27 protein-coding genes and 1 pseudogene are annotated in these 25027 nt (G+C 69.3%); 11 read left to right on the forward strand and 17 right to left on the reverse strand.

Annotated elements, in window-relative coordinates:
- From ADX84_RS20745 to ADX84_RS20755, 4 genes and pseudogenes are all read left to right on the forward strand, one after another.
- Positions 1–143: pseudogene (locus tag ADX84_RS20745) on the forward strand (MerR family transcriptional regulator); the annotation flags it as partial.
- A gap of 256 nt (positions 144–399) precedes the next feature.
- Entirely contained in the window at positions 400–1371 is a 972-nt protein-coding gene (locus ADX84_RS20750) for a helix-turn-helix domain-containing protein (protein ID WP_156208147.1), read from the forward strand.
- 133 nt (positions 1372–1504) lie between these two features.
- The gene (locus ADX84_RS26110; protein WP_156208148.1) at positions 1505–2002 is read left to right on the forward strand and encodes a hypothetical protein; all 498 of its coding nucleotides are present in this window, start codon (positions 1505–1507) and stop codon (positions 2000–2002) included.
- Positions 2003–2484: 482 nt separating this feature from the next.
- The gene (locus tag ADX84_RS20755; protein WP_049578089.1) at positions 2485–3543 is read left to right on the forward strand and encodes a DUF6924 domain-containing protein; all 1059 of its coding nucleotides are present in this window, start codon (positions 2485–2487) and stop codon (positions 3541–3543) included.
- A gap of 406 nt (positions 3544–3949) precedes the next feature.
- Here ADX84_RS20755 and ADX84_RS20760 read toward each other — a convergent pair whose 3' ends face one another.
- The 6 genes from ADX84_RS20760 to ADX84_RS20785 all read right to left on the reverse strand — a co-directional run bounded on the left by ADX84_RS20760 (position 3950) and on the right by ADX84_RS20785 (position 11378).
- Positions 3950–5374 carry an FAD-binding oxidoreductase gene (locus ADX84_RS20760; protein WP_049578091.1) on the reverse strand — a complete coding sequence of 475 codons (1425 nt, stop codon included), beginning with the start codon at positions 5372–5374 and terminating at the stop codon, positions 3950–3952.
- Positions 5375–5463: 89 nt separating this feature from the next.
- Entirely contained in the window at positions 5464–6306 is an 843-nt protein-coding gene (locus tag ADX84_RS20765; protein WP_049578094.1) for an ABC transporter permease, read from the reverse strand.
- Positions 6306–7160, reverse strand: a complete 855-nt coding sequence (locus ADX84_RS20770) for an ABC transporter permease (RefSeq protein ID WP_049578096.1) — start codon at positions 7158–7160, stop codon at positions 6306–6308. The genes ADX84_RS20765 and ADX84_RS20770 overlap by 1 nt, the downstream gene beginning before the upstream one ends.
- 27 nt (positions 7161–7187) lie before the next feature.
- A complete protein-coding gene (locus tag ADX84_RS20775; RefSeq protein WP_199776655.1) occupies positions 7188–8462 on the reverse strand; it encodes a PotD/PotF family extracellular solute-binding protein in 1275 nt (424 codons plus the stop codon).
- A gap of 264 nt (positions 8463–8726) precedes the next feature.
- Positions 8727–9881, reverse strand: coding sequence for an ABC transporter ATP-binding protein (locus tag ADX84_RS20780; protein WP_049578097.1), 1155 nt, complete (start codon positions 9879–9881; stop codon positions 8727–8729).
- Between the two features lie 48 nt (positions 9882–9929).
- Positions 9930–11378 carry a gamma-aminobutyraldehyde dehydrogenase gene (locus ADX84_RS20785; protein WP_049578098.1) on the reverse strand — a complete coding sequence of 483 codons (1449 nt, stop codon included), beginning with the start codon at positions 11376–11378 and terminating at the stop codon, positions 9930–9932.
- 276 nt (positions 11379–11654) lie between these two features.
- On the opposite strand from ADX84_RS20785, the gene ADX84_RS20790 reads away from it, so the two are divergent.
- Positions 11655–13031, forward strand: coding sequence for an aspartate aminotransferase family protein (locus ADX84_RS20790; RefSeq protein WP_049578100.1), 1377 nt, complete (start codon positions 11655–11657; stop codon positions 13029–13031).
- Positions 13032–13143: 112 nt separating this feature from the next.
- On the opposite strand, the gene ADX84_RS26770 is transcribed toward ADX84_RS20790, so the two are convergent.
- The 4 genes from ADX84_RS26770 to ADX84_RS20810 form a co-directional block, all read right to left on the reverse strand.
- Positions 13144–13734, reverse strand: coding sequence for a hypothetical protein (locus tag ADX84_RS26770; RefSeq protein WP_234004108.1), 591 nt, complete (start codon positions 13732–13734; stop codon positions 13144–13146).
- A complete protein-coding gene (locus ADX84_RS20800) occupies positions 13731–14282 on the reverse strand; it encodes an ATP-binding protein (RefSeq protein WP_049578102.1) in 552 nt (183 codons plus the stop codon). The genes ADX84_RS26770 and ADX84_RS20800 overlap by 4 nt, the downstream gene beginning before the upstream one ends.
- Before the next feature lie 234 nt (positions 14283–14516).
- Positions 14517–15050, reverse strand: coding sequence for a hypothetical protein (locus ADX84_RS20805; protein ID WP_049578104.1), 534 nt, complete (start codon positions 15048–15050; stop codon positions 14517–14519).
- Positions 15050–15307, reverse strand: coding sequence for a hypothetical protein (locus tag ADX84_RS20810; protein ID WP_049578106.1), 258 nt, complete (start codon positions 15305–15307; stop codon positions 15050–15052). The genes ADX84_RS20805 and ADX84_RS20810 overlap by 1 nt, the downstream gene beginning before the upstream one ends.
- Positions 15308–15474: 167 nt before the next feature.
- Between ADX84_RS20810 and ADX84_RS20815 the strand changes: the two genes are divergently transcribed.
- Together ADX84_RS20815 and ADX84_RS25760 are read left to right on the forward strand one after the other, a co-directional pair.
- Positions 15475–16317, forward strand: coding sequence for a helix-turn-helix transcriptional regulator (locus ADX84_RS20815; protein ID WP_082206667.1), 843 nt, complete (start codon positions 15475–15477; stop codon positions 16315–16317).
- Positions 16318–16328: 11 nt separating this feature from the next.
- A complete protein-coding gene (locus ADX84_RS25760; protein WP_082206669.1) occupies positions 16329–16523 on the forward strand; it encodes a DUF397 domain-containing protein in 195 nt (64 codons plus the stop codon).
- A 377-nt stretch (positions 16524–16900) separates the two neighbouring features.
- On the opposite strand, the gene ADX84_RS20820 is transcribed toward ADX84_RS25760, so the two are convergent.
- Positions 16901–17392 (reverse strand): SRPBCC family protein, encoded by a 492-nt coding sequence (locus ADX84_RS20820; RefSeq protein WP_049578134.1) that lies wholly within the window; start codon positions 17390–17392, stop codon positions 16901–16903.
- Between the two features lie 406 nt (positions 17393–17798).
- On the opposite strand from ADX84_RS20820, the gene ADX84_RS20825 reads away from it, so the two are divergent.
- Both ADX84_RS20825 and ADX84_RS20830 read left to right on the forward strand, forming a co-directional pair.
- Positions 17799–18086: a DUF397 domain-containing protein gene (locus ADX84_RS20825; RefSeq protein ID WP_156208149.1), complete on the forward strand. Its 288-nt coding sequence runs from the start codon at positions 17799–17801 to the stop codon at positions 18084–18086.
- A gap of 230 nt (positions 18087–18316) precedes the next feature.
- Positions 18317–18961 carry a dihydrofolate reductase family protein gene (locus ADX84_RS20830; RefSeq protein ID WP_049578109.1) on the forward strand — a complete coding sequence of 215 codons (645 nt, stop codon included), beginning with the start codon at positions 18317–18319 and terminating at the stop codon, positions 18959–18961.
- A gap of 259 nt (positions 18962–19220) precedes the next feature.
- Here the strand turns inward: ADX84_RS20830 and ADX84_RS20835 are convergent, their stop codons facing one another.
- Positions 19221–20330 (reverse strand): NADH:flavin oxidoreductase/NADH oxidase, encoded by a 1110-nt coding sequence (locus tag ADX84_RS20835; protein ID WP_049578111.1) that lies wholly within the window; start codon positions 20328–20330, stop codon positions 19221–19223.
- A gap of 137 nt (positions 20331–20467) precedes the next feature.
- On the opposite strand from ADX84_RS20835, the gene ADX84_RS20840 reads away from it, so the two are divergent.
- Positions 20468–20830, forward strand: a complete 363-nt coding sequence (locus ADX84_RS20840; protein WP_049578113.1) for a helix-turn-helix transcriptional regulator — start codon at positions 20468–20470, stop codon at positions 20828–20830.
- Positions 20831–20855: 25 nt separating this feature from the next.
- On the opposite strand, the gene ADX84_RS20845 is transcribed toward ADX84_RS20840, so the two are convergent.
- Positions 20856–21521, reverse strand: a complete 666-nt coding sequence (locus ADX84_RS20845; protein WP_049578115.1) for an NAD(P)H-binding protein — start codon at positions 21519–21521, stop codon at positions 20856–20858.
- Between the two features lie 51 nt (positions 21522–21572).
- Complete coding sequence (locus ADX84_RS20850) at positions 21573–22004, reverse strand: VOC family protein (protein ID WP_049578117.1); 432 nt, start codon at positions 22002–22004, stop codon at positions 21573–21575.
- A 98-nt stretch (positions 22005–22102) separates the two neighbouring features.
- Here ADX84_RS20850 and ADX84_RS20855 point away from each other — a divergent pair, with 98 nt between their 5' ends.
- The gene (locus ADX84_RS20855) at positions 22103–22774 is read left to right on the forward strand and encodes a GntR family transcriptional regulator (protein ID WP_049578119.1); all 672 of its coding nucleotides are present in this window, start codon (positions 22103–22105) and stop codon (positions 22772–22774) included.
- A gap of 243 nt (positions 22775–23017) precedes the next feature.
- Here the strand turns inward: ADX84_RS20855 and ADX84_RS20860 are convergent, their stop codons facing one another.
- From ADX84_RS20860 to ADX84_RS20870, 3 genes are all read right to left on the reverse strand, one after another.
- Positions 23018–23722: a TNT domain-containing protein gene (locus ADX84_RS20860; RefSeq protein ID WP_049578121.1), complete on the reverse strand. Its 705-nt coding sequence runs from the start codon at positions 23720–23722 to the stop codon at positions 23018–23020.
- Positions 23723–24009: 287 nt separating this feature from the next.
- Entirely contained in the window at positions 24010–24663 is a 654-nt protein-coding gene (locus ADX84_RS20865; RefSeq protein WP_049578123.1) for a response regulator transcription factor, read from the reverse strand.
- The coding region (locus tag ADX84_RS20870; protein ID WP_234004109.1) for a sensor histidine kinase at positions 24660–25027 on the reverse strand (368 nt) is incomplete at its 5' end. The genes ADX84_RS20870 and ADX84_RS20865, both read right to left, overlap by 4 nt.

Below are 25027 nucleotides of genomic sequence, written 5' to 3' on the forward strand. Positions count from 1 at the left end.
TCAAGATCGCCTCCCGCGCTCGCGAACTCGTCGACGAGGGGACACCGATCGAGTCCGCCTGCCGGATCATCATCCTCGAGGACCAGCTGGAGGAGGCCCTGCGCATCAACGAGCAACAGCGCGCCGCGGAACCGCCCAGCTGAGCGTGACCGTTCTCCGCCGGTGTCCCCGCGCAGACCCCGCCCGTCAGGGCCGGGGTCTTTCCTTTTCCACGGGGTCCGCGCGACGAGCGTCCCTGGCGCACCCGCTGACGGAGGTCGAAGGGCACTACTCCAGAATTCAGCTGTGGCCCCTCGACCTCCGTTCTGACCGGAAGCGCAGAGATGCGGGTACCGGCCTGACCACAACAGGACAGATCAGAATGGAACTCTGACGAATTCCCCCAACAAGGAGCCCTTGGTGATCGAAGCCGTGTTCCACACCCGGGACATCCCCCCGGCGGAGCGACTCGGGTACTGGCAGGAGTGCGTGGCAAGGACGCACGCCCCACTGGTGCTCAGCAGCGACGAACCCGACACGTTCCAGGCCTACCAGAAGCTCCTGGACCTGGACGGGGTCCTGCTCTGGCCCAGCGTCTTCCGACCCGTGGTCTTCACCAGGACACGACCCCTCATCCGGGGCTCGGACCCGGAGAACCTCCACCTGACCCTGATCTTCCGCGGACGGTTGGACGGCCGGTTCGGCCGCACGTCGATCGATGTGGGAGCGAACGAGATCAGCGTCATCGACTCGTCCACCCCGTTCTCCATACGCGCGTGCAGCGGACACGTGGAACAGCACGGGATCGGGCTGGAGGTCCCCAGGTCCCGGCTACCGCTCCCCTCGAAGTTGGTGGGCCGGATCGCTGGAGCCAAGTTCTCCGCCTCCTCCGGATACGGGGCGTTGACCAAGAACTTCCTGCGGACCCTGGTGAACGACCCGACCATCCACGGCCCCAGCGACGTCGACCGCCTCTCCACGGTTCTGTGTGACCTGCTCTCCGGGATGTTCGCCCAGGCACTGGAGGCCGAGAACCTGCTGCCCCCGGAGACGCGAAGACAGACTCTCCTGCTGAGGATCAAGCGCTTCATCGACCAGCGGCTGAGCGATCCGGAGCTGACCCCATTCACGGTGGCCTCCGCCCACCACATCTCGGTCCGGTACCTGCACCGGATCTTCCAGGAACAGGGCGACACCGTCTCAGCGTGGATACGCAAGCGCCGACTGGCCCGCGCCCGACAGGACCTGGCCGAGGAGGCCCTGGCGCACGTTCCCGTCTACCTGATCGCGCGGAAGTGGGGGTTCTCCAGCGCCGCGGTGTTCAGCCGGACGTTCCGCGATGTCTACGGCGTCTCTCCCAGGGACGTGCGTCCCGGACGCGCTGAGGGGTGAACTCGCGCATCAGATCGGGATTCGGGTGCATTCCTTGACCTGGTGCGCACGGTTTCTTGACCTTCGTCGACACCGCCACCGACAAGTGCCTAGCGTCGGCCGTGATCGAAGTTCCCGAGCCGGAAGGGTGCTCATGCGCCGACACATCTCCCCCACCGCCTTCACCGCCGGTCTCTCGAAGATCGGCGTGCTCGCCGCCGCACTGGCCATCCCCATGACCCTCATGGGAGCGCCTGCGGCGGGCGCCTCCACCGCACCACAGAGCGCCGTGTCGATTCCGCAAGACGCTGAGTTCGCTCCCGCTTCTGCGGAATCCGCCTCACTGTGTAATTCCAAGGCATCTGCGCTGCCGGGCGGGGCTTGGGGGCCGATCTCGAAGCAGTGCACCTGGACCAGCGCACCGGGTGTCACCCAGCGCACCGTCTCCTGGAACGTGGTGAGCGGAAGCAACCAGATCGCTTGCGTGCAAGGGCGAATGGGAAGCTATCACCCGCGCTCGTGGACGAACCTCGGGTGTGGTCAGAGCGGCACCGCGACCATTCCTTGGACCTCGAACACCATCGCCACTGTGGAGATTCGGGTGCGCAGCCAAAGCCCGGTCAGCATGGCGAACGTCAACTACTACTTCTGATCAGCCACGGTGGCAGGTCGTCCACGCCCCCTCTCGGACGTGAGCAGTCCGGTGCGAGTTGCGCAGGTCGCAAGCGACAGAGCATTGACCCCGCGTGGCGCGAAGCTTCCACAACCGATGATCGCGGGGATCCTCTTTGGCCTGAGCTGTGCGGCGATTCCTCTCGTGAAGGGTTCTGGCTTCCTGGAAGGATCCCCTCTCAGCCCACAGCGCGTCTTGCGTGACTCGGCGTTGGGGTTGGAAGGTACCGAGACCAGGGATCGCGCACTGACGCGCTGACCCCACACCACCCGGCCGGGTTCACGTGCTGGGGGGACGGACCCCACACCACCCGGCCGGGTTCACGCACAGGGAGGACCGCCCACCACCCGCTCCGGGAACCGGTGGGCATCGTCCGAACGCGGGCCCGTGGCGGCGCCGGTTCGTCGGCCCCTCCTGCTAAAAGGGAACGGACCGCACGCTACGACCGTGAAGAGACCCCCTTGACACGCCCCACCCTGCCCCCATCGCACCAGGACGAGACCGAGCGCGTGCCCGGCGCGCTGCTGGTCCGCGGCGACTGTGACGACCACGCCTGGAACGACGTGCTCGACCGTATGGGCGAACTGCCCGGCATGGTCGTCCACACTCCCGGAGAGCCCCTGCCCCCGGAGCGGGGGCCCATCCCCCGGCGCCTGCTCGTGGCACAGGACCCCGCCTGGCGGGGCGCCGTCCCCGAGGAGGTGGCCCAGTCCCTGGGCAGCGAGGGCACCTGGCTTCCCGACCTGGTCCTGATCGCCGACCGCGGCACCACCCGCGATCCCGCCCTGCGCCCGCTCATGGCCTTCCTCCCCGGCGACGACGACCTCTACCGTTTCCGCGTCACGCCCCGCCAGGCGGCCATGACCTACCTGGTGATGCACCGCCCCGGCATCGAGGACACCCTGGAGCACCACAGGGACTGCGGCGCCGCCGAGGTGGAACTCGAACCCGGCGAGTCCTACGAGGACTGGTTGGACGGATCCGACGTGATGGGCGAGGTCCTGGAGACCGCGGCGGCTCCGCCCCTCTACCAGGCTCCCGCCGCACCCCTGCCCGTGATCACCCAGGACAACTCGGGGCTGCTCGTGCGCACCGACTTCAGCGACGATGACGCCTGGGCCGCGCTCGCGGCGGACGCGGACCGCCTCGACCCTCAGATCGAGACCCCCGAGGAATACGGCCCCTTCGTGCAGATCGTGGACGACCCGGTCTTCGCGGGGGCCACACCGGAACAGGTGATGGCGGTCGTCCGCCAAGGCGAGGACGACGAGGAGCCGGGTGAGGGGGTGGTGGTGATCGCCGACCGGGCCTCCATGGTCGGCCCCGACCGCACCGTCCTGGTCGTGCCCCTGGAGGACAACGTCGGGTGGTCCTTCCGCCTGCGCCCGGACCAGGTGCGGAGCATGGCGGCCAACCTCTTCGTCGGCAACAACGACATCTCGGACTGGATGAATCAGGGCTCGCCGGGCGGACCGGCGGTCATGACGGAGAAGGAGAGGCGATCCTGGCGGGGCTGGTGATCGCCGCAGGGAACACCCGTCACAGGATCCGGCTGAGTGCGGGTTCGTGTTCGGATGTTTCTCGACCCCGGTGATCGCACGCGTTCGGCGCCCGTACCGGAGTACGGGCGCCGAATGCGTCTGACACCGCGCGGCCTGCGACTTGGGCCAGTGGGCGGCCACGCGGTGGGTACCGGGGAGGTGGGGCGGGCCGCGGGAGGGGTCCGGTCACCTTCGTCGACCCCTCTGCGGCCCGATGACCATCCTCGCCCCGGCCGGTCGGGCGGCGCGCACGCCACGCCGCCCTCATCGCCCCACATGACAACCCTTGGTACAGACTTTCCGATCCTTGCCGGAAACGGCCGTTTTCCGGCCGGGTGTGCGGGAGTGCCCGGATCGGCCTCTGGGCCCGGCCGCGGGCCGCCGCTCAGCTGTCGAAGCCCATCCCCACCGAGTCCAGGCCGCGCAGCCACAGGTTGCGCCGTCCCTCGTCGCGGTCGGCGGCGGCGGTGGCCCTGAGGGTGAGTTCGATGCCCAGCGACCTGACCGGCTCGGGCGGGAACGGAAGGGGCTTCTCCCGAACCATCCGCAGCCGTGTGCGCTCGGTGTCCAGCCCGTCGAGCCGGTCCAGCATCACCTGGGCACCGAACCGCGTGGCCCCCACGCCCAGGCCGGTGTACCCCGCCGCGTAGGCGAGTCGGCCGCCGTAAGCCTCGCCGAAGAACACCGAGAAGCGGCTGCACGTGTCGATCACCCCGCCCCACGTGTGCCCGAACCGGATACCGCTCAGCTGCGGGAAGGTCTCCAGGAAGTGCTCGGCCAGCTTCTGGAAGGTCTCGGGCCGCTGGTCGTACTCGGGCCGCACCTTCCCGCCGTAGTGGTGGACGACGTCGTAGCCGCCCCACAGGATGCGGTTGTCCGCGGTGAGCCGGTAGTAGTGGAAGAGGTTGGCGGAGTCGGAGAGCCCCTGGCGCCCCTTCCAGCCGATCGACGCCATCTGCTCGTCGGTGAGGGGTTCGGTCATCAGCGCGTAGTCGTAGACCGGGGCGAGGTAGTGCCGCAGGCGCCGCAGCGGGCCGGGGAACGCGCCGCCGCCCCAGGCCACCTTGGGCGCGTGCAGCGTCCCGGACCGCGCCTCCAGCCGTAGCCCGGCGGGCACGGAGCGGATGGCGCGCACCGGGGTGTTCTCGAAGAACCGCACGCCCAGCCCCTCGCCAGCGGAGCGCAGGCCCCAGGCGAGCTTGGCGGGGTGGATCATGGCCACGCCGTCGGGGTCGTGGAGGCCGCCCACGTAGGTGGGTGAGTCGATGTGCCGCCGCGTCTCCTCGGCGTCCCACACGTGCGCGGTGCCGCCCTGGGCCCTGATGGCCTCGGCCGCCTCCTCGAACTCCGCGGCCTGCCAGGGGGCGGTGGCCACGAGGGTCTCGCCGGTGCGCTCGAACTCGCAGTCGATGCCGTACCGCCGGACGGTCTCCTCGATGGCGTCGAGGTTGGCCAGGCCCTGGCGTTCGAGCTCGTCGATCTCCTCGGGCCAGCGCTCGGCGCCGTTCTCGTAGCCGTGGGTGAGGCTGGCCGCGCAGAACCCGCCGTTGCGCCCGGAGGCGGCCCAGCCGGTGCTGCGGGCCTCCACCACCACGACGTCGCGCTCGGGATCGCGTTCCTTGGCGACCAGGGCCGTCCACAGTCCGCTGAACCCGGCGCCGACCACGACGAGGTCGGCGTGGACGTCGCCCACCAGCCGCGGGGCGGGTTCGGGGACCTCGTGTCCGGGGACGTCCGGGTCCAGCCAGAAGACCCGGGGCCGGGCGCCCTCCAGGGCGCGTTCCGCTGCGGCGCGCGTGGTGTCGGCCAAGGCTCTCACTCGTCTCTCGTCGTCGGACCGGCCGCCGGGGATTCGGCGGCCGGTTCCTCCAGCATGGGGTGCGCGGGTCCGGCCGCCGCTCACCTTCGTCGGCGGGCCATGACGACGTTGACCACCGCCATGATCAGCCCGACCCCGAACAGCAGGGTGCCCATCACGTTGACCTGCGGTGGGATGCCGACGCGGGTCGAGCCCCAGACCCACAGCGGGAACGTGGTGACGTCGCCGCTCACGAAGGTGGTGATGATGTAGTCGTCGATGGACAACGCGAAGGCCAGCAGCCCGCCCGCCATGATGGCGGGGAACAGCATGGGCAGGGTGACCAGGCGGAACGTGGTGAACGGACCGGCGCCGAGGTCGCGTGCGGCCTCCTCCAGCGCCGGGTCCAGGGTGACCACCCGCGCCCGCACGGTGATGGCCACGAAGGACACGCAGAACATCACGTGCGCGATGACGGTGGTCCAGTAGCCGGTGGTCACGTTCATCATCAGGAACGTGGACAACAGGGCGGCGCCGAGCACCACCTCGGGGGCGCTGATCGCGGAGAACATCACCAGGTTGGTGAGCTGCTTGCCCCGGAACGAGAACCGGCCGAGGGCGAGCCCGAGCAGGCTGCCGAGGGCGCCCGCGATCACCATGCTCAGCAGGGCGATGCTCACCGAGTTGAACATGGCCTCGTTGAGCGTGCCATGCGCGAAGGCGTTGGCGTACCAGTGCAGGGTGAAGCCCTGCCAGGTGATGTTGTGCTTTCCGGCGGGGTCGTTGAAGCTGAACGCCACCATGAACACGATGGGCGTGAACAGCCAGGCCAGGACCAGCCAGGTGTAGTAGCGGCCCCAGTCGGTGCGGCGGCGCGGGCGGGGACCCGGGTTGGTCGCCGCGCCCGGTGGCGTCGGCGCGGGGGTGTCGAGGCTGGCGCTCATCACGTGTGCACCTCCATGACCCGTTCCGTGCCCAGGGCCCGCGCGTAACTGAAGATGCCCACGAGCAGCAGTCCCATGAGGACGAAGGTGATCGACGCGGCGATCGGGTAGTTGTTGTTCACCAGGTACTGGGTCTGGATGACGTTGCCGATCATCGTGTTGTGGGTGCCGCCCAGCACGGAGGCGTTGACGTAGTCGGCGCTCGTGGGGATGAAGGTCATCAGCACGCCGGCGAACACTCCGGGCAGGGACACCGGCAGGATGACGCGCACGAACGCCTGGACGCGGCCCGCGTAGAGGTCGTGCGCGGCCTCGACCAGGCGCGGGTCCATGCGTTCGAGGACGGCGTAGATCGGCAGCACCATGAACGGCAGGAAGTTGTAGGCCAGGCCCAGCACCACCGCGGGGGCGGAGTTGAGGACCTGGGCGTCGGCGGGGAGCATCCCCACCGACTTCAGGGTTCCGAGGACGACGCCGTTGTCGGCCAGCAGGAACCGCCAGGAGATGGTGCGCAGCACGAAGGACACGAAGAACGGCAGCAGGATGAGCAGCAGGTACGTGGACTTGTGCGGCCCGGCGCGGAAGGCGATCCAGTAGGCCATGGGGTAGCCCACCACGATGCACACCAGGGTGGCGCAGCCGCCGTAGAACAGGGAGCGCAGGATCTGCTCCCAGTACGTGCCGACGGCCGTGACGTAGTTGCCCACCTCGAAGGTCTGCTGGAAGCCGGTGACCACGTTTCCGGTGGTCAGGGACAGCGACAGCATTCCGACGATGGGGACCACGAAGAACAGCGCCAGCCAGATCCACGCCGGGAGCACCAGGACGTAGGGCGTCGTCTTTCGGTTTCTCATGGGATCAGCTCGGGTTCGGTCGAGCGGTCAGCTCTGGGTGATGGCCTGGAAGATCGAGGCGAACTCGTCCTGCTGGTCGGTCTCCAGGGTGACGAAGTTGTGCAGGTTCTGGTAGTCGCCCTCCTCGGGGAAGACGAGGGTGCTCTCGGCCATGGCGTCGAGGGCCTCGCCCCGGTCGCTGCCGTTCTCGGCCTCGGCCCACTCGGCCATGACCTCCTGGGCGTGCGGCACGGGCGGGATGTAGCTGATGTACTCGGTGAGCCCGGTGGCGATCTCGGGTTCGTACAGGAAGTCCATGAGCTTGAGGGCGTCGACGGGTGCCTGCGAGGTGAAGGGGATCAGCAGGTTGTCGGTCCACAGGGTGGCGCCCTCCTCCGGGATGACGAACTTCAGGTTCGTGCCCTCCTCGGAGTTCTGCTGGTAGATGTCGCCGGACCAGGCCATGGTGATCCACAGGTCGCCGTTGGTGAGCGGCTGGATGAAGTCCTGGTCGTAGTAGGCGCGCACCACCCCGGAGTCGCGCTGTTCGCGGAGCTTCTCGGCGGCGGCCTCCCAGTCCTCCTTGGTGGAGTCGGCGGGCAGGACGCCGTTGGCCAGGAGTCCGAAGTTGGCGATCTCCTGCGGGTCGGCGAACATGCCGACCTTGCCCTCGAAGGCGGGGTCCCACAGGTCCTGGAGGCTGGTGATCTCGCGGTCGACGTACTCGGGGTTGTAGGCGATCCCGGTGATGCCGGAGGCGTAGGGGACGCTGTAGCGGTTGCCGGGGTCGTAGTTGCTGTTCTTGTACACCTCGCCCGCGTAGTTGGCGAAGTTGGGCATCTGGGCGTGGTCGAGCTGGACCAGGTAGCCGAGTTCCACGAGCTTGCTGAACTCGAACCCGTTGGGCACGGTCATGAGGTCGTAGCCGATGTCGTCGCCGTTGGCGAGGCGCGGCTGGATCTGCCCGAAGAAGGACGCGGCCTCCTGGACGTCCTCGTGGTAGGCCACGTCGATGCCGGTGGACTCCTTGAACTGCTCCAGCTGGGTGCGGTCCGGGTCCATGTACAGCGGCCAGTTGGCCCAGCGCAGCGATCCGGTCTCCTCCTTGTCCACCCAGTAGTCGGCGCCGGACTCGGGTTCGCGCTGCTGTCCGCCCACCCCGCAGCCGGACAGGGCGAGCGCCGCGGCGGCGGCGCCACCGGCCTGGAGGGTGCGGCGACGGGTCGGGCCGAGCGGCGCGGGCAGGACGGGGCGTCCGCGCCGGGCCCGGGTGAGTCCGCGCAGGAGTGCCGGGGTCAGGTGCGCGCGGGAGGGGTGGGTCATGTCGTCGTTCCCTACTTCGGATCTGGGGTGTGCCGTGAGTGCGGGAGGCCGGTGAGCGGGGAGGGCCAGGTGGGGGTGGTGCCTGTGGAGTCGTGTGTGGACGCTGGGTGAGGCTGGTGGGGTTCGCTGTGCCCGGGTGTGGGGTGGTCCCGGAGCCTGGGTTGGCCCGGGTATGAGGTGGTCCGAGCGTCGGACCGGGCTGGGGAGTCAGGTGGAGTGAGGCTGGTCCAGATACGGAGTGTGGGTGGTCCGGAGGGGTGTGGCTCAGACGGGCAGCGCGTACGAGTGGCGCGGTGACCAGGAGACCCAGACGGGGTCGCCGCGCCCGGCCACCAGGGCGGAGTCCGTGGAGTTCTGCTGGTAGACGGTCATCTCCGAGCCGTTCGCCAGCGCCACCTGGTAGTGCGTGGCCGCGCCCATGTAGACGGTCTCGGTGACGGTGCCGGGCAGCGCGCAGAGGTCGCCCTCGGGGCGTTCGGTGCCGATCCGCACCTTCTCCGGGCGCACGGTCAGGTGGGTGGACGCGCCCGCCGAGGTTCCCCTGGGGAGTTCGGCGACCAGCGCGGTGAGGCCCTGGCCGAGGTCGACCCGGTGGTGCCCCGCCGGGTCGGCCTCACCGACGGTCCCGGTGAGCAGGTTGCTGGTGCCGATGAAGTCGGCCACGAACCTGGTGGCGGGGCGCTCGTAGATCTCGGCGGGGGTGCCGAGCTGTTCCACGAGACCGTTGTTCATCACGGCTACCCGGTCCGACATGGTCAGGGCCTCGCCCTGGTCGTGGGTGACGTAGACGAAGGTGATGCCGACCTCGCGTTGGATGCGCTTGAGTTCGACCTGCATGGACTGGCGGAGCTTGAGGTCCAGGGCGCCCAGGGGCTCGTCGAGCAGGAGGGCGCCGGGCTCGTTGACCAGCGCCCGCGCCAGGGCGACCCGCTGCTGCTGTCCCCCGGAGAGCTGCGCCGGGCGGTGCTTGGCGCGGTGGCCGAGTTCGACCAGCTCCAGCATCTCCTCCACCCTGCGGCGGATCTCCTGCTTGGGGACCTTCCGGCGTTCCAGGCCGAAGGCGACGTTGGCGGCGACGCTCATGTGCGGGAAGAGCGCGTAGCTCTGGAACACCATGTTGACGTCGCGGTGGTTGGCCGCGACCCCGGTGACGTCGCGGCCGGAGAGGCGAACGACCCCCTCGGTGGGTTCCTCGAACCCGGCGATCATCCGCATCGTGGTGGTCTTGCCGCATCCGGAGGGGCCCAGCAGCGAGAAGAACTCGCCGTGGTCGATCTCCAGGTCGACGCCGCCGACGGCCCGGACGGTCTCCGGGCCGGACCGGTAGGCCTTGACCACGCGCTCAAGGCTGATCGCCGGGCCTGGCCGTTCCGGGGCCGTCACCGGCTCCTGTGTGCTGCTGTTCGCGGTGGTGACCATGGGGGGTTCCTGTGGGTTCTGTCGGGTTCGGGGGCTGGTCGGCCCCGGTCAGGGACCGATGTAGCTCATGACGTGCTTGACCCGGGTGTACTCCTCGAACGAGTACGTGGACAGGTCCTTGCCGTAGCCGGAGTGCTTGAACCCGCCGTGCGGCATCTCCGCCGTGATGGGGATGTGGGTGTTGATCCACACGCAGCCGAAGTCGAGGCGGCGCGAGACCCTCAGCGCGCGGGCGTGGTCCCGGGTCCACACGCTGGAGGCCAGGCCGTACTCCACGGCGTTGGCCCAGGCCACGGCGGTGTCCTCGTCGGTGAAGCGCTGGACGGTCAGGACGGGGCCGAAGATCTCGTCGGTGACCAGTTCGTCGCCCTGGCGCAGCCCGGAGACGACCGTGGGCGCGTAGAAGAAGCCCTGGTCCCCCACGCGGGCGCCGCCGGTGAGGATCTCGGCGTGGTCGGGGGTGCGCTCCAGGAATCCGGTGACGCGGGCGAGCTGGTCGGCGTTGTTGACGGGGCCGTAGGCGGCGTCGGGGCGGTCCGGCCCGGCGGTGACGGTGCCGCGCGCCTGCTCGGTGAGGGCGGCGGCGAGGTCGTCGTGGATGCCGGGGGCGGCGAGGATGCGGGTGGCCGCCGTGCAGTCCTGGCCCGCGTTGAAGAACCCGGCCTCGGCGATCCCCTCGGCGGCGCGTTCCACGTCGGCGTCGTCGAAGACGATCACCGGGGCCTTGCCGCCCAGTTCGAGGTGGAGGCGCTTGAGGTCGCGTGATCCGGCCTGGGCGACCTCGTATCCGGCCCGGGTGGAGCCGGTGAGGGAGATCAGCGCGGGGATGGGGTGGTCCACGAGGGCGCGGCCGGTGTCGCGGTCGCCGCAGACCACGTTGAACACCCCGGCGGGCAGGAACTCGGCGGCGATCTCCGCGAGCAGGAGCGTGGAGACCGGGGTGGTGTCCGAGGGCTTGAGCACGATCGTGTTCCCGGCGGCCAGGGCCGGGCCGATCTTCCAGGCCGCCATGGCCATGGGGTAGTTCCACGGGGTGATCTGGCCGACCACGCCGAGGGGTTCGCGGCGGACCCAGGAGGTGTGGTCGCGCAGGTACTCCCCCGCGGCCCGGCCCTCCAGGTTGCGGGTGGCCCCGGCGAAGAACCGCAGGGCGTCCAGGACCTGGCCGATCTCCTCGCTGCGGGTGAGGCCGACGGGCTTGCCGCAGTTGCGGACCTCGGCGGCGACGAGTTCGTCGGCGCGGGACTCGACGGCGTCGGCGAACCGGTTGAGCGCGATCTGCCGTTCGGCCGGGGTCCAGTCCCGCCAGCCTCCGTCGAAGGCGCGGCGCGCGGCCTGAAAGGCGGCGTCGACGTCCTCGGCTCCCGAGACCGGCGCGGTGGCGAAGACCCGTCCCGTGGCGGGGTCGACGAGTTCGCTGCGGCGCCCCTCGACGGTGTCAGCGTACGCACCGTCCACGAAGTTGCGCAGGTGGACGGTTTCGGGCCCTTGGGTCACGGCGGCTTCCCTGGGTTCGAGCGCAGCGGGCGCGCGGGTGTGTGTGGCCTGTGACTGGTCACATTGCCACCCTCACGGGGTGACTTCAAGCATTCCCAAGGGATTCCGTTGTGAAGATTGGATTACTCGACGGAATACTTGACAGACCCCCGGCAGATGCGACTATTTCTATTGAGCAGGGCGCACAGGGTCGAGTAGGCGGCGCGGGGTGCGCACGGTGCCCGAACCTCGGTCCGGTGCCTGCCCCCTCATCACCCAGAGAACTTGGAGAGCCGAGTGGAACCGCGTCTGAACTCCGAGAACCTGCAACGGGCCGCCCGGGACCACCTGTGGATGCACTTCACCGAGATGGCCGCCTACGACGAAGCCGAGGTCCCGGTGATCACCCGGGGCGAGGGCGAGTACGTCTACGACGACCACGGCAACCGGTACCTGGACGGCCTGTCCGGGCTGTTCGTGTCCCAGGTGGGCCACGGGCGCACGGAGATCGCCGACGCCATCGCCGAGCAGGCCCGTGAGCTGGCCTACTTCCCGATCTGGACCTACGCGCACCCGAGGGCGGTGGAGCTGGCCGACCGGCTGGCCGGGCTGGCCCCGGGCGACCTCAACCGGGTGTTCTTCACGGGTGGCGGTTCCGAGGCGGTGGAGTCGGCGTGGAAGCTGGCCCGCCAGTACTTCAAGGCGATCGGCCAGCCCACCCGGCACAAGGTGATCAGCCGCAACATCGCCTACCACGGCACCAGCTTGGGGGCGCTGTCCATCACCGGCCTCCAGGCCATCAAGAGCCCCTTCGAACCCCTGGTCCCCAGCACCATCCAGGTGCCCAACACCAACCTGTACCGGGCGCCCGTGCACGGCGACGACCCGGAGGCCTTCGGCCGCTGGGCGGCGGACCAGATCGAGGAGGCCATCCTCCAGAACGACCCCGAGACCATCGCGGCCGTGTACGTCGAGCCGGTGCAGAACTCGGGCGGCTGCTTCCCGCCGCCGCCCGGCTACCTCCAGCGGGTGCGGGAGATCTGCGACCGCCACGGGGTGCTCATGGTCTCCGACGAGGTCATCTGCGCCTTCGGGCGGCTGGGCGAGTACTTCGGGGCCACGAAGTACGGCTACGTGCCGGACATGATCACCTTCGCCAAGGGCGCCACCAGCGGGTACGTGCCGCTGGGCGGGCTGATCGCGCGGGACAAGCTGATGGAGCCCTTCCAGGAGGAGGGCGCGGCCTTCCTGCACGGGATCACCTTCGCCGGGCATCCCGTTGCCGCCGCAGCCGCGCTGGCCAACCTCGACCTGTTCGAGAGCGAGGGCATCCTCGACAACGTCCGTGAGAACGGACCGGTGCTCCGGGCCACGCTGGAGCGGCTGCTGGACCTGCCGATCGTCGGCGACGTGCGCGGCGAGGGCTTCTTCTACGGGATCGAGCTGGTCCGGGACAAGGAGACCAAGGAGACCTTCTCCGCCGAGGAGTCGAAGACCCTGTTGAAGGGGTTCATCTCCTCCGCGCTGTTCGAGGCGGGGCTGATCTGCCGCGCGGACGACCGGGGCGAACCGGTGATCCAGCTGTCGCCGCCGCTGACCTGCGGCCCCGAGCACTTCGACGAGATCGAGCGCATTCTGCGCAAGGTCCTCACCGAGGCCTGGGACCGCCTGTAAGGACGCGCCTCCCCGAACCTGGTCGGACGCCAGGGGCCCGCCCCGGACACGCACGTGTCCGGGGCGGGCCTGCTGTTCTCGCCGAGGGCGGGGGACGCAGACCGGGGGTCGGTCAGGGGAACGGGAGGCAGCCCGGGGGAAGGTTCGTCGCGGGAAGTGCCCCGGCGGCTCGCACGAGCCCTCCTCCGATCGCCACCCCCGCTTGGAGGCCGCACAGGAGGGTCGCGCCGATGGCCAGGGCGGGCCAGCCCGACCACCGGAGCGGGGCCCGGTGACGGCCGCGCGCTGGTTCGGGCGGTTCGGGCACCGGTTCCCTGGCGGCGATCTCCGCCGCTTCCCTGGCCTCGCGCGCGGCCCGCTCGCGGTGCTGGCGGGCCACGATCACCCAGTGCGGGAGCTGCCCGTACCGGAGGCGGTGGGCGACCCTGGGATTGCCCACCATCTGGGGCAGCAGCCGCCGTTCCCGCTCCTGCTGGGTCTCCGAGCCGAACCAGCCGTCCGGCCCGGGAGGGTGGGCGGCGTCCCCGGATCCGGGATGAGTGGTGGGCTCTCCGGTGGGGGTGTGCGTGCGGATGCGGGAGTGGGTGCGGATGCGGGTGCTCGTTTCGCCGGGGCGGGAGAAGCGGTGCCCCCTGGGGGCGTCCAGTACCGACCTCAGCCGGGTGTCGGTGTCAGGGCCGGTGCCGGTGTCGAAGTCGGTCATGGCTGGTCTCCGGGGAGCGTGAACTCGGCCCAGGCGACGGTGCCCAGCCCGGCGCAGAAGGGGAAGTCCAGCACCGAGCGGGTGCCCCAGCGGCTCGCGAGGTGGTGGATGAGCAACAGGCCCCGGCCTCGCTCGGCCTCGTCCCACTCGTTGGGGGTGCGCTGGTGCGGGAGCTTCGGTCCCAGCTGATCGGCGGCGTCGGCGCGACCGGCGGTGTCCGATCGGGTGCCGTCGTCGATGATCACCACCTTGAGGGTGGTGGCGGTGGGCATGTGCAGGGTTCGGATCACCTGGCCTTCGGGGTCCTCACCGGAGAGGGAGTGATCGCAGGCGTTGGCGAACAACTCACTGGCGCAGAGGATGACGTCGGCGACGGTCTGGGGTGCCAGCCCGGCCAACCTGCCCAGGTCTGCGGCCAGTTCGGAACGCACGCGCGAAACCTGGGAGAGGTCGCCCGGGTAGACACGGAAGGGCCAGCGGAGTCCTGCGGAGGGTGCGGTCGCGGTCACCGAGTGGAGTGGGGCGGGAGTGTGCGGCACAATGGTCATGTCGGCAGTTCCTTCTTTTTCGGGGGTGAGTGTCGGCCTGCTCTGGGGGTGGTGGTGCACCCGCCAGAGCTTTTTCGTGCGCCCAGGGGGCGCTGGCGGGTTCGGATTCGGTTCTGACGCGGGGTTGAGCCGGTCGGTCCGACCAGGAGCAGGACGAGTGTGGGCCGCGCGCCCACCGGATCGCTCGGGGGGCGAGGTACCTCAGCGGGCACGCGGGGTCTTGGGTGGTCGGCTTCAGACCTTCGGCGGTTCGGGGGTTCCGGGCTTGGGCTTGGTGCCGGACGAGGAGTCGCCCGTGCCGAGGTGGCGGTGGGCGAGCAGCCGCAGCAGTTCCGGGCGGGTGGACGCGGTGATCCGCTCGAAGGGATCGCCCTCCCCCTTCCAGCCGAAGGGGCGGCGGGCCACGAACTTCTGGTTCGGCTCGGTGCCCTCGATGGTCATCGCCCAGTGCCGGTAGAGGAGATCGCACAGGACCCGCTCGGGGACCAGGAGCCCGCCGGTGGGTGGAGTTCCGTACGGGCGCCGGAGCGGGAGCTTGGGCGTGGACCGGGTGGTGGGGTGCTCCGCGATGGCCTGGTCGATCATCTGGGTGGCCAGCTCCATGTCCTGTTCCTCGCAGGCGATGCCCAGGGCTTCGAGGATCAGGGGGAGCCGGTTGCGGAGGGTGTGGGAGTACCAGTCGGAGAGTTCCTGGGGCGAGAGGTGCTCGGGGGCCTGGAGGGCGTCCTTGGCGACGGCGAGCAGGTCACCGGTGTAGGTGTCGAGCATCAGAACGCCACCGCCAGCCGCTGGAGTGCGGAGACCAGGTCCCGCAGGACGTCCAGGGGGACGGTGTCCATCGGGCGTCGAGGTGAGGGGATCAGCGGGCGCCGGGAGGAGTTCGACGGTGCTGTCCCCTTGAGGCTCTGGAGTGCTGAGGCGTAGTCGCGCACGCGTGCTGCCTTGCGGGGGCGACGGCGGCGCCTTGCTTCCGAGGCCAGCCAGCGCACGTGCGCCAGCTCGGAGAGGTTGAGGTATCGCGGCATAGCGCGGCTCCTGGTGTTCGGGTGCCGCTGGACGAGGGCGGCATAGATGAATGCGGATAACCATCATGCGATACGTGTCATGCTTTTCACAAGATGCGATTCACAATTGGGTGATATGTCTGATTCCCATTGGCTGGCCTATGATCAGGCAGGCCAGGAGGTGACACATGGTGGCCGACAGCAGGTACAGCCCGAGCGCCAGACGGCGCCGACTGTCCGCGCTGCTTCGACGGATGCGCGAGGAACGCAATCTCAAGATCGAGAGCGTGAACAAGGAGCTTGGCTGGTCCAGCGGCAAGCTCTCTCGCATGGAGCGCAACGAGTGGAAGCTCCCGAGCGTCCGCGACATGAAGGATCTCGCTGAGGTCTACAAGCTGTCCGTCGAGATGCGAGAGGCCATCGTGTCTCTGGCTAGTGAGTCACGACGGCGAGGCTGGTGGATCGACTTCAAGGACGTCCTCCGGGGAGGACTAGCGGACTTCGAATCCGGCGCCTCGATGATCCGCACCTACGAGGCCCTGCTGATTCCCGGGCTACTCCAGACTCCCGATTACGCTGCTGCGGTCCTGCGTGGAAGCCGCGTACTCAGCGATGAGGACATTGAGCGCAAAGTTGCAGGCCGGATGAGACGACAGGAGATCCTCGCAGCGGAGTCGGCGCCGCGCGTATGGGCGGTGATCGACGAGGCAGCGTTGCGCAAGCGCGTTGGCGGCCCTGAGGTGATGGCGACCCAGATTCAGCATCTCATCACCATCGCTGAGCGGCCGAACATCGACATCCAGGTCATTCGGGACGAGGCCGGGGCTCACGCTGCGATGGAGGGGGCCTTCATGCTCTTGGACTTCCCAGACCCAGCAGACCTGCCTCTGGTGTACATAGAGACCGCGACCGAGGACCTGTACCTGGAGCAACCCGAGGCGATCCAGAACTACGTCGGCATCTTCGGCCATATATGCAGTTCAGCAGAGTCGCCAGGAGCCTCGGTCCGGTACATGGAATCACTCATCTAGCAAGGACGACTATGCGTTCATCCACTGACCTGCACTTCCGGAAATCGTCCTACAGCGGCAGAGGGGACAACTGCGTCGAGGTTGCCGACCTCCTGAATGGTGCGGCTATGCGCGATACCCAGAACAGGCACCTCGGACACCTCACTTTCGGGGATGAACACGAGTGGCAGTCCCTTCTGGCCACGGTTCGTTCGGTTGAGCGATAGATCTGAAGAGCATGAAAGGGGCCCTGACCGTGACGGTCAGAGCCCCTTCCGCATGCATCCAACGCACTCGACCGGGCCGAGTGAGCGGAAGTCAACAACGTCAGCCGGGAGTGACCACAGTTTGCTGCCAGTGCGGAACGTTTGACGGCGAATTCGGGGTGTGACCGTAGCCAGGCCCCTGCATGAGCCAGTTCGCGACCCATCGCCCAACTGAAGAACTCGAACATCCTGCCTAAGCCACTGCCGATAAAGGGCGCAGAGACCACCCAAGCGGTACTGGTCCTAAATCTCCGAGATGCGGCAGGAAGAGGACTCAGTGGGCGACCCACCGTCACTGACCCACTCCACACCCATCGGGAAACGAACTCTGCTCGTAGTCAGTCCTTCGCTTCGCGGACGTCCTCTCCCTGCTCCGCGAAAGCCTTGAAGTCCTGCATGTGCTGTAGCGACTGCTTGCGGAAGGCTCCGGGCATCAGGAGCCCCACCAACCGCATCATCACACCGCTGAACCGGTATTCGTTCTCGCTCTCCCAGAGCGTCGTCCCCGGACCGGCTTCGGTCAGCCGGTCGCGCGCCGCGCTCCACATCCCCTCGCCGACGATCTCGCGATCGAAGTGAACAACCTGCCCTTCCGGGATCCCGTGCAGGTCCGCCGGTTCCCGGCGCGTGACGGTCTCGGTGCACTCCATCCTCTGCTTGCCCGTCTGAAACACGACCCGCGACTTGGTACCGACCTGCCCGTGCCCCCCGCTCAGCGGCTCGTGAAGCACCAGGCCCCGCAGCCACTTCGGCATGTGCGCCGGGTCGGCGAGCAACTGCGCCACCCTCTCCCGCGGCAGGGCGATCTCCATCGAGACGGTGTACTTCATGGCAGCGCTCTCCGAGTTCCCGAGTGACATGGCATGCGCGTGCAGCCTGACCTCATGTTATGCAGTCACGGAACGATCCCCCGGGCCGCATGTTCATGGTTCCTGTCGCCCTGTCAGCGGAGGGCCAGGGCGCGCGGTGGCCGAGGTTCACGGCCCACGCATCTTCATGCCGGGCCTCATGTGCTTTCTGAGCAGAAGAGCCGGTCGGCGGCGGTCCGGTCGATCGGCGGCAGGGCCCCGTCGCGGATCACGTACGCCTTGGTTACGGCCGCCTGCACCGCCCGGCTCAGTGTGGCCGCAGGTGGCCACCAGTACGGGACGTTTTCCTCCGAACTCGGGGTGTAATCGTGGGCAGGACGGTGCATGAGTGAAGTAGTACCCCCATCCCCCATCGGAGGACTCACCCGTGCACGCCCACGCCCACGAACTCACGTTCCACAAGTCGTCGTACAGCAACACCGCGCGGGAATGCGTGGAGGTTGCTGCCTTCCGCAAGTCCACCTACAGCCAGCCCCGGCAGAACTGCGTGGAGGTGGCCCGGTTCCGGAAGTCCACCTACAGCAACACCGCGCGAGAGTGTGTCGAGGTTGCCGACCTGCCCAGCGGTGCCGCTGTCCGCGACACTCAGAACAGGGGGCTTGGCACCCTGGCCTTCCCCACCTCGGAATGGGCCGCGTTCCTGCGCCTCGCCTGATTCCGACGCCAAGCACAGGGTGGGAACCTCCGCACCGGCGAAGGTTCCCAGCCCAACAGTGAGGCTCGACCGGCCCCCAAGTGACTCCATCACCGTTTTGACCCGCATCCGGACAGCGGTTCGTCTCGCATACCCGACTCCAGTGACTGCATACTGCTGTCACCGAGCCCAGGCTCTGGTCAGCGGTTCCGGTTCGCAGTCACATCCCTTCGAGGGCAGGAGTCCCCGCAGTGTCACGCGTGAGGGTCCACAACTTCTCCATCTCCGTCGACGGATTCGCCACCGGTGCGGGGCAGAGTCTCGACACCCCGTTCGGCCACGCTGGTTCGCGGCTCCATGAGTGGTTCTTCCCGACCAGGACCTTCCAGCGGATGCAGGGCAATCCGGGCGGGAGCACGGGGTTCGATGACGCCATCGCTGGCACCTGGGACATCGGCATCGGGGCGGAGGTGATGGGCCGCAACAAGTTCGGCCCCCAGCGTGGCCCCTGGGAGAACGACGACTGGAACGGCTGGTGGGGTTCGAATCCGCCCTTCCACACACCGGTGTTCGTCCTGACCCACCATCCCCGCCCCCCAGTGACGATGGAGGGCGGCACCACGTTCCACTTCGTCGACGCGCCGCCCCAGGAGGTGCTCCGTCAGGCGCAGGAGGCCGCAGGCGGGCTGGATGTGAGGATCGGTGGTGGGCCGACCACGGTCCGCGAGTTCCTCGCGGCCGACCTCATCGACCATCTGCACATCGCCGTCGTCCCGATCGTCCTCGGCCGTGGCGAGCGCCTGTTCGACGAACTCGAAGGGCTGGAGGAGCGCTTCCACGTCGAGTCGGTGACCACCCCCAGCGGCGTCACTCACATGACCTTCACCCGGCCGTAGGATCCATCGCGCACCGCCGTTTCTGGCCGACAACTCGATCGGCGCCAGCGTGGCCGTGGCTGGGCTCGTCAACCCGGTGGCATCGCGGGTACCGGGAACTCCTATGACCACCGGACGTCGCCCCTGACCAGGGCCGATTCTCAGCAAACAACCATCCCCGGCCTGGCCAGAATCCGAGTGACGTGGACCCTGGCCGTGCCGGGGACGGCCCCCGGTTCCCCTGCGATGCCCCCTGCACCGCAGGGGAACCGGGTCGGCACTACTTCCTGCTGCGGCCCACGGCGTAGCCGTACTGGATGGGCCAGCGGGACTCGGCGCCCAGCTCATCGGCCGCACGGTGGGCCCAGTACGGCTCGCGCAGGAGCTGACGCCCCAGGAACACGGCGTCGGCGCGACCGGACGCAACGATCTCCTCGGCCTGGGCGGGCTCCAGGATCAGGCCGACCGCCGCAGTGGGCAGCCCGGTCTCCTGGCGCACCCTTTCGGCGAAGGGCACCTGGTAGTCGAGAGCGGCGGGGATGGAAGCGTCGTGGACCATACCGCCGCTGGACACGTCGAGCAGGTCCACTCCCCTGGTCTGGAGTTCCTTGGCCAGGCGCACCGTGTCCTCGACGGTCCATCCCTCACGCGGGTCCTCGGAGTTCTCCGAGATCCAGTCCGTGGCGGAGGTGCGGAAGAGCACGGGCAGGTGTTCGGGCCAGACCGCCCGCACGGCCTCGACGACCTCCAACGGGAACCGCATGCGGTTCTCGAGGGTGCCGCCGTAGGCGTCGGTGCGGTGGTTGGCGGCCGGGGAGAGGAAGGAGTTGAGCAGGTAGCCGTGGGCTCCGTGCACCTCCACGACCTCGAACCCGGCGGCGAGGGAGCGCTCGGCCGCCGTGGCGAAGTCGCTCACGAGCTGCCCGATCTCCTCGACGGTCAGCTCGGCGGGCGCGGGGTGGTCGTGGAACGGCTCGGCGCTGGGCCCGACCGTGGTCCATCCGCCGTCAGCGGGCGCGACGGGCCGGTTGCCGAGCCAGGGCTTGTCCACCGAGGCCTTGCGTCCGGCGTGCGCGAGCTGGATGGCGGGCACCGCACCGTGGGCGCGGACGGCGGCGGTGATCCGCGTGAAGGCCTCCTGCTGCCGGTCGTTCCACAGGCCCAGGTCCCACGGGCTGATCCGCCCGTCCGGGCGCACCGCGGTCGCCTCGACCATGACCAGGCCGAGGCCGCCCGCCGCCCGGTCGGCCAGGTGCGCCAGGTGGAAGTCGGTCGGCACGCCGGTCTCGGGGCCCTCGGACTGTGCGGAGTACATGCACATCGGGGACATCCACGCGCGGTTGGGGATCTCCAGCCCCCGCAGCTTCAGCGGGGTGAACAGGGTGCTCACAGGCGTTCCTTCGCGTAGGCGGTCTCGGGTGTCGGCGGGACCGACCTTTGTACGGTACAAGTCGTACTACGGCGCTTGTCAAACTACGACCGTCTTCGTACATTGAGATGCCAGCCGAACGGAAAGGAGGTCGGAGCATGGCCAAGGCCGCCCGCGCCACCCAGGGGCGACAGTGCGAGCACCCCGAGACCGACCAGATCCGCTTGGAGGACGTGCTCAGCGCGCTGTCCGACCCGATCCGGCTGCGCATCGTCCACGATCTCTCCCAGGGCCACGACGACATGGCCTGCATCGCCTTCGAACTACCGGTGAGCAAGTCCACCTCGACCCACCACTTCCGGGTCCTGCGCGAGGCGGGCGTCATCCGCCAGCACTACGAGGGAACCTCCCGCATGAGCCGACTGCGCACCGAGGACCTGGAGGGGCGCTTCCCCGGCCTGCTCTCGGCCGTCCTTCGGGCGCGGAGCATGGACGCGACGGTGCCCGGCCGGACCGTCTGAGCGGCGGTGTCCGGCCGGGCACGGCTCAGGCGCGACGCGTTTCGGCCAGACGGCTCACGGCCCGCTCGATCGGCTCCGTGCCACTGGTCAGCTCCACGATCTGCCGGTTCAAAGCGGGCTCCGCCAGGACCGCGGCGATGAACGCCGCCACGTCCTCGCGGGCGACATCCCCGTAGACGATGGCCGGTCCGGCGGTGACCAGCCCACCGCCCCGCTGGTTGGTCAACGTGCCCGGACGAACGATCACCCAGTCCAGCTCCCTGGCGGCCAGGTAGGCGTCCGCCTCCTTCTTCACCGCGGCGTAGTGCTCGAACCCCGGGGAGGGCTCAGCTGACCCGCGCAGCGCCTCGGGGAACACCGAGACCAGGACGAAGCGCCTGACCCCGGCCTGTTCGGCGGCCTGGGCGGCCTTCTTCAGACCGTCGCCGTCGATGGCGGAGGTCTGGTCCGTGCCCGTCCCGTGGGCCCCAGCGGAGAAGACCACCGCGTCGTGACCGGCCAACCTGTCGGCCAGCTGCCCGACGGTGTCGGCGATCAGGTCCCCCAGAACCGGCACGGCCCCGCTGGCACGTACGGTCTCGGCCTGTTCGGGCCGACGGTACATGCCGCTGACCTGGTCCCCGCGCTGGATGAGCACGCGGGCCAGTGGCTGGCCCACGCCCCCTGCGGCACCGATCTGGAACACCTTCATGGTCGACTCCTCAACTTGGTGTGGGTGGACGGACGCCGTTCCCAGGGCACCTCAGACCGCGAACACCTGGGAATCGTCGGCGAAGGCCTTGAACTCCAGGGCGTTGCCCGCCGGGTCGAGCAGGAACATCGTCCACTGCTCCCCGGGCTGGCCCTGGAAACGAACGTAGGGCTCGATGACGAAGTCGGTGTGCGCGGCGCGCAGGCGCTCGGCGAGCTCCTGGAACCTGGCCACGGTCAGGATCAGCCCGAAGTGGGGCACCGGGACGTCGTGGCCGTCCACGGGGTTGTGGATGCGCTTGTTCTGCTCGGGGGACAGATGGGTCACGAACTGGTGACCCTGAAGGTTCCAGTCGATCCAGGTGTCGCTGCTGCGCCCCTGGTCCAGGCCCAGGACGTCTCCGTAGAAGTGGCGGGCGGCGTCCATGTCGTCCACCGGGACGGCCAGGTGGAAACGCGGGATCGGGGAGTCGAGCACGGTCATATTCGGTCTCCAGTCTTCACGGCGCGACGGGGTGCGGATCGGCTCCGGCACCCATTGTCCGGATGTTAACATTAGGACATTGACGGAAGCAGGGGGCAATGAGCGAACCGACACGTGTGGCACCCGTACGCCGCCGAGGCCTGGCTGACGAAGTCGCCGATCGTGTGCGTGAGGCGATCTTCGACGGCTCCTACCCGCCCGGAACCCAGCTGCGCGAGACGAACCTTTCAGCGGAACTGGAGGTCAGCCGGGGTCCGGTGCGCGAAGCGCTGATGCGCCTGGAGACCGAGGGGCTGGTACGCAGCGCCTGGCACCGCGGGGCCACCGTCACCGAGCTCTCGGCCGAGGACATCGCCGAGCTCGACAGCCTGCGCGACGCGCTGGAGAACCTCGCCGTGGGGCTGGTGGCCCGGAGGGCGAGCCGCGAGGACCTGGAGGCCATCGAGGCCGCCGCCGCCCGCATGGAGCGCGCCGAGGACGAATACGAGATGGCGGCCTGCGACATCGCCTTCCACGACGCGGTCTACGTCGCGAGCGGCCACCGCCGCGTGCACCAGGCGTGGCAGGCCATCCGGTGCCAGGTCCACCTCTTCCTGGTCAACAGGATCCGCGCGAACAGCGACGGCTACCTGGAGCACGTGCCCGGTGAGCACGCCGACCTCGTCGCGGCCCTGCGGGCCGGGGACGCCCCGACCGCGGTGCGGCTCTTCGCCGAGCACCGTAAGCACGCCATCGACGTGCTGGGCACGGACCCGCCCCAGGCCGGTTGAGGAGGCGGGCCCGGATCCAGACGGCCGGGCCCGGTCTCGCGTGCGGGAACATCGCCGTCCGCGTCGAGGGGGTTTGCGGAACCGCCCACGTGACGATCGCGTCCCACCAACTGCTCCGGGCTCGCCTCCGCTTTGGTGTGCTGTGCCTTGGGCGTCACCCAGCCCCAGCGGCAGCACTCCCTCTCTGCTTCGGCCCGAAGTTCTGGAGCCGGGCGATCGCCACGAAGGCGGCGGCGCGTTTGGCTAGGCGCCCAGGTCGTAGCCGTCAGCGAGGACGCACTCCTCGGTGGGACGCTGCTCCAGGTAGCCCCACTCCAGGAGGTCGTTGACGGGCACGTTGCCCTCCCCCTCGGCCTCGGGAACCTCCTCGGCCGGAACGAGCAGCTGCTCGCCGCCGCCGGGCTGCTCGAAGTGCGGGGCGATCGGGCCGACCCACGCGGTGACCGGCTCGGTGACCTCGTAGCAGTTGTAGTTGTGCTCGGGCCCGTCCGGCCACGTGTTCAGCGAGTTGGGCGGCAGCGCGCGCTCTTCGTAGGAGGCACCGGCCGGGGCGAGGAACGAGCCCCACGGGGAGCCGAAGCGGTCCAGCATCCAGCCCGAGGGCAGCTCTTGGAGCTCCTTCACCGGCTGTCCGTCGACAACCACGAAACCGTCGTGCTCCGGGTAGTCCCAGCTGCCCTCCACGGTCCACCAGCGGTCCAGGAACTCCACGGGGGTCAGACCACCGAGCCGGTCGTACCCCTCGACCAGGGTTCCCACGGGGCCGTCCTGGGGAAGCTCGGACGGACCCAGACGGGAGTCGCCGCACAGGTAGCGCTCCAGGTCCTCCGCGCTGGGCGGCGGGGACAGCACCGGACAGTCCGAGGGCTCGGCGTGAGCGGGGGCGGTGGCGGTGGCAGTCACCAGCAGGGCGAGGGTGACCCCGGCCAGCAGAGGGAACTTCGACATCGGACTCCGATCGACTCGACCCCGATAACACCGAGGGTCATGAGGAAGATACGGAGTGAAGTCAACCACGAGCGCGGCGCACACGACTCACGAACGGCCCCTCAGGGCGGGGCCGTTCGGTGCTGTCGTTACCGGCGGCCCAGCGCCGGGCAGGTCCATCCGGGGCGCGCCAGTAGGTCGGGGCGAGCGCGTCGCGCCCGTCCACGGCCCTCTTCTGCGCCGTCATCGGCGCAGTTCATCGGCGGAACATCAAACCTTCTGGTCCGAGGGACAGCGACCAGTGGTGCCTAACCGTCCGCCCAGGTGGTCAGGCCGTGGCGGTACGCGTAGACGGCCGCCTGCACCCGGCTCTCCACCCCCAGTTTGGTGAGGATCCGGGCCACGTGGACCTTGGCCGTGCCGAGGGTGATCCCCAGCTCCCCGGCGATCCGGGCGTTGCTGTGCCCCCTGGCCACCAGCACCAACACCTCCCGCTCACGGGAGGTCAGGTCATCGACCAACCGAGGCGGCGTGCGCGGCGAGGTCCTCGCGAACCGGTCCACCAGCCGCGGCGTGACCTTCGGGTCGATCACCCCCTGCCCGGAGGCCGCGGCCCGCACCGCCTCCACGTACAGCTCCGGATCACTCTCCTTGAGCAGGAACCCCACCGCCCCCGCCTGGAGCGCCCCGAACAGGTACTCGTCGGTGTCGAAGGTGGTCAGCATGACCGTCGGCAGCGCGGGCGAGAGCCCGGACAGCTCCCGGGCCGCCGAGACACCGTCCGTTCCGGGCATCCGGATGTCGGTGAGCACCACGTCCGGGCCCAGGCGTCGCGCCATGGACACCAGCTCCCGACCGTTCGCCGCCGCCCCCACCACCTCCACGTCCCTCACCGGACGGAACAGCAGCCGCAGCCCCTCACGTGCGGCTGGCTGGTCGTCGGCGACCAACAGCCGGATCATCCCGTCCCCTCCCCGACCTGAGTCTCCTCCACCGCTCCGGCACCGCCCGACGCGTCCGGCCGCGAACCCCCCACGGGAAGCACGGCCCGCACCCGCCAGCCCCGGCCCGGCCGCCGCCCCGCTTCCAGGACGCCGCCCAACTCCTCGGCGCGCTGCCGCATCCCCGCCAGGCCGATCCCGCCGTCACCTTCCGCTCCTACCGGTACGCGCCGACCGTCGTCCTCCACCGTGACCGTGAGCGCGTCCGCTGAGCGCGTCAGCCGCACCCGGACCCGTCGCGCCGAAGCGTGCCGAAGCACGTTGCCCAAGGACTCCTGGACGATCCGGTACACGTCCGCCCCCACCCTTTCGCTCAGACCGTCCC

It is taken from the genome of Nocardiopsis sp. SBT366 (assembly GCF_001083815.1).
GTDB classification, from domain to species: domain Bacteria; phylum Actinomycetota; class Actinomycetes; order Streptosporangiales; family Streptosporangiaceae; genus Nocardiopsis; species Nocardiopsis prasina.

Coding starts and splice junctions, on each gene's coding strand:
- ADX84_RS26110 (WP_156208148.1), top strand. CDS start 1,505: ATGCGCCGACACATCTCCCCCACCGCCTTCACCGCCGGTCTCTCGAAG.
- ADX84_RS20765 (WP_049578094.1), bottom strand. CDS start 6,306: ATGAGCGCCAGCCTCGACACCCCCGCGCCGACGCCACCGGGCGCGGCG.
- ADX84_RS20770 (WP_049578096.1), bottom strand. CDS start 7,160: ATGAGAAACCGAAAGACGACGCCCTACGTCCTGGTGCTCCCGGCGTGG.
- ADX84_RS20775 (WP_199776655.1), bottom strand. CDS start 8,462: ATGACCCACCCCTCCCGCGCGCACCTGACCCCGGCACTCCTGCGCGGA.
- ADX84_RS20780 (WP_049578097.1), bottom strand. CDS start 9,881: ATGGTCACCACCGCGAACAGCAGCACACAGGAGCCGGTGACGGCCCCG.
- ADX84_RS26770 (WP_234004108.1), bottom strand. CDS start 13,734: ATGACCGACTTCGACACCGGCACCGGCCCTGACACCGACACCCGGCTG.
- ADX84_RS20800 (WP_049578102.1), bottom strand. CDS start 14,282: ATGACCATTGTGCCGCACACTCCCGCCCCACTCCACTCGGTGACCGCG.
- ADX84_RS20805 (WP_049578104.1), bottom strand. CDS start 15,050: ATGCTCGACACCTACACCGGTGACCTGCTCGCCGTCGCCAAGGACGCC.
- ADX84_RS20810 (WP_049578106.1), bottom strand. CDS start 15,307: ATGCCGCGATACCTCAACCTCTCCGAGCTGGCGCACGTGCGCTGGCTG.
- ADX84_RS20815 (WP_082206667.1), top strand. CDS start 15,475: ATGGTGGCCGACAGCAGGTACAGCCCGAGCGCCAGACGGCGCCGACTG.
- ADX84_RS25760 (WP_082206669.1), top strand. CDS start 16,329: ATGCGTTCATCCACTGACCTGCACTTCCGGAAATCGTCCTACAGCGGC.
- ADX84_RS20820 (WP_049578134.1), bottom strand. CDS start 17,392: ATGAAGTACACCGTCTCGATGGAGATCGCCCTGCCGCGGGAGAGGGTG.
- ADX84_RS20840 (WP_049578113.1), top strand. CDS start 20,468: ATGGCCAAGGCCGCCCGCGCCACCCAGGGGCGACAGTGCGAGCACCCC.
- ADX84_RS20845 (WP_049578115.1), bottom strand. CDS start 21,521: ATGAAGGTGTTCCAGATCGGTGCCGCAGGGGGCGTGGGCCAGCCACTG.
- ADX84_RS20850 (WP_049578117.1), bottom strand. CDS start 22,004: ATGACCGTGCTCGACTCCCCGATCCCGCGTTTCCACCTGGCCGTCCCG.
- ADX84_RS20855 (WP_049578119.1), top strand. CDS start 22,103: ATGAGCGAACCGACACGTGTGGCACCCGTACGCCGCCGAGGCCTGGCT.
- ADX84_RS20860 (WP_049578121.1), bottom strand. CDS start 23,722: ATGTCGAAGTTCCCTCTGCTGGCCGGGGTCACCCTCGCCCTGCTGGTG.
- ADX84_RS20865 (WP_049578123.1), bottom strand. CDS start 24,663: ATGATCCGGCTGTTGGTCGCCGACGACCAGCCAGCCGCACGTGAGGGG.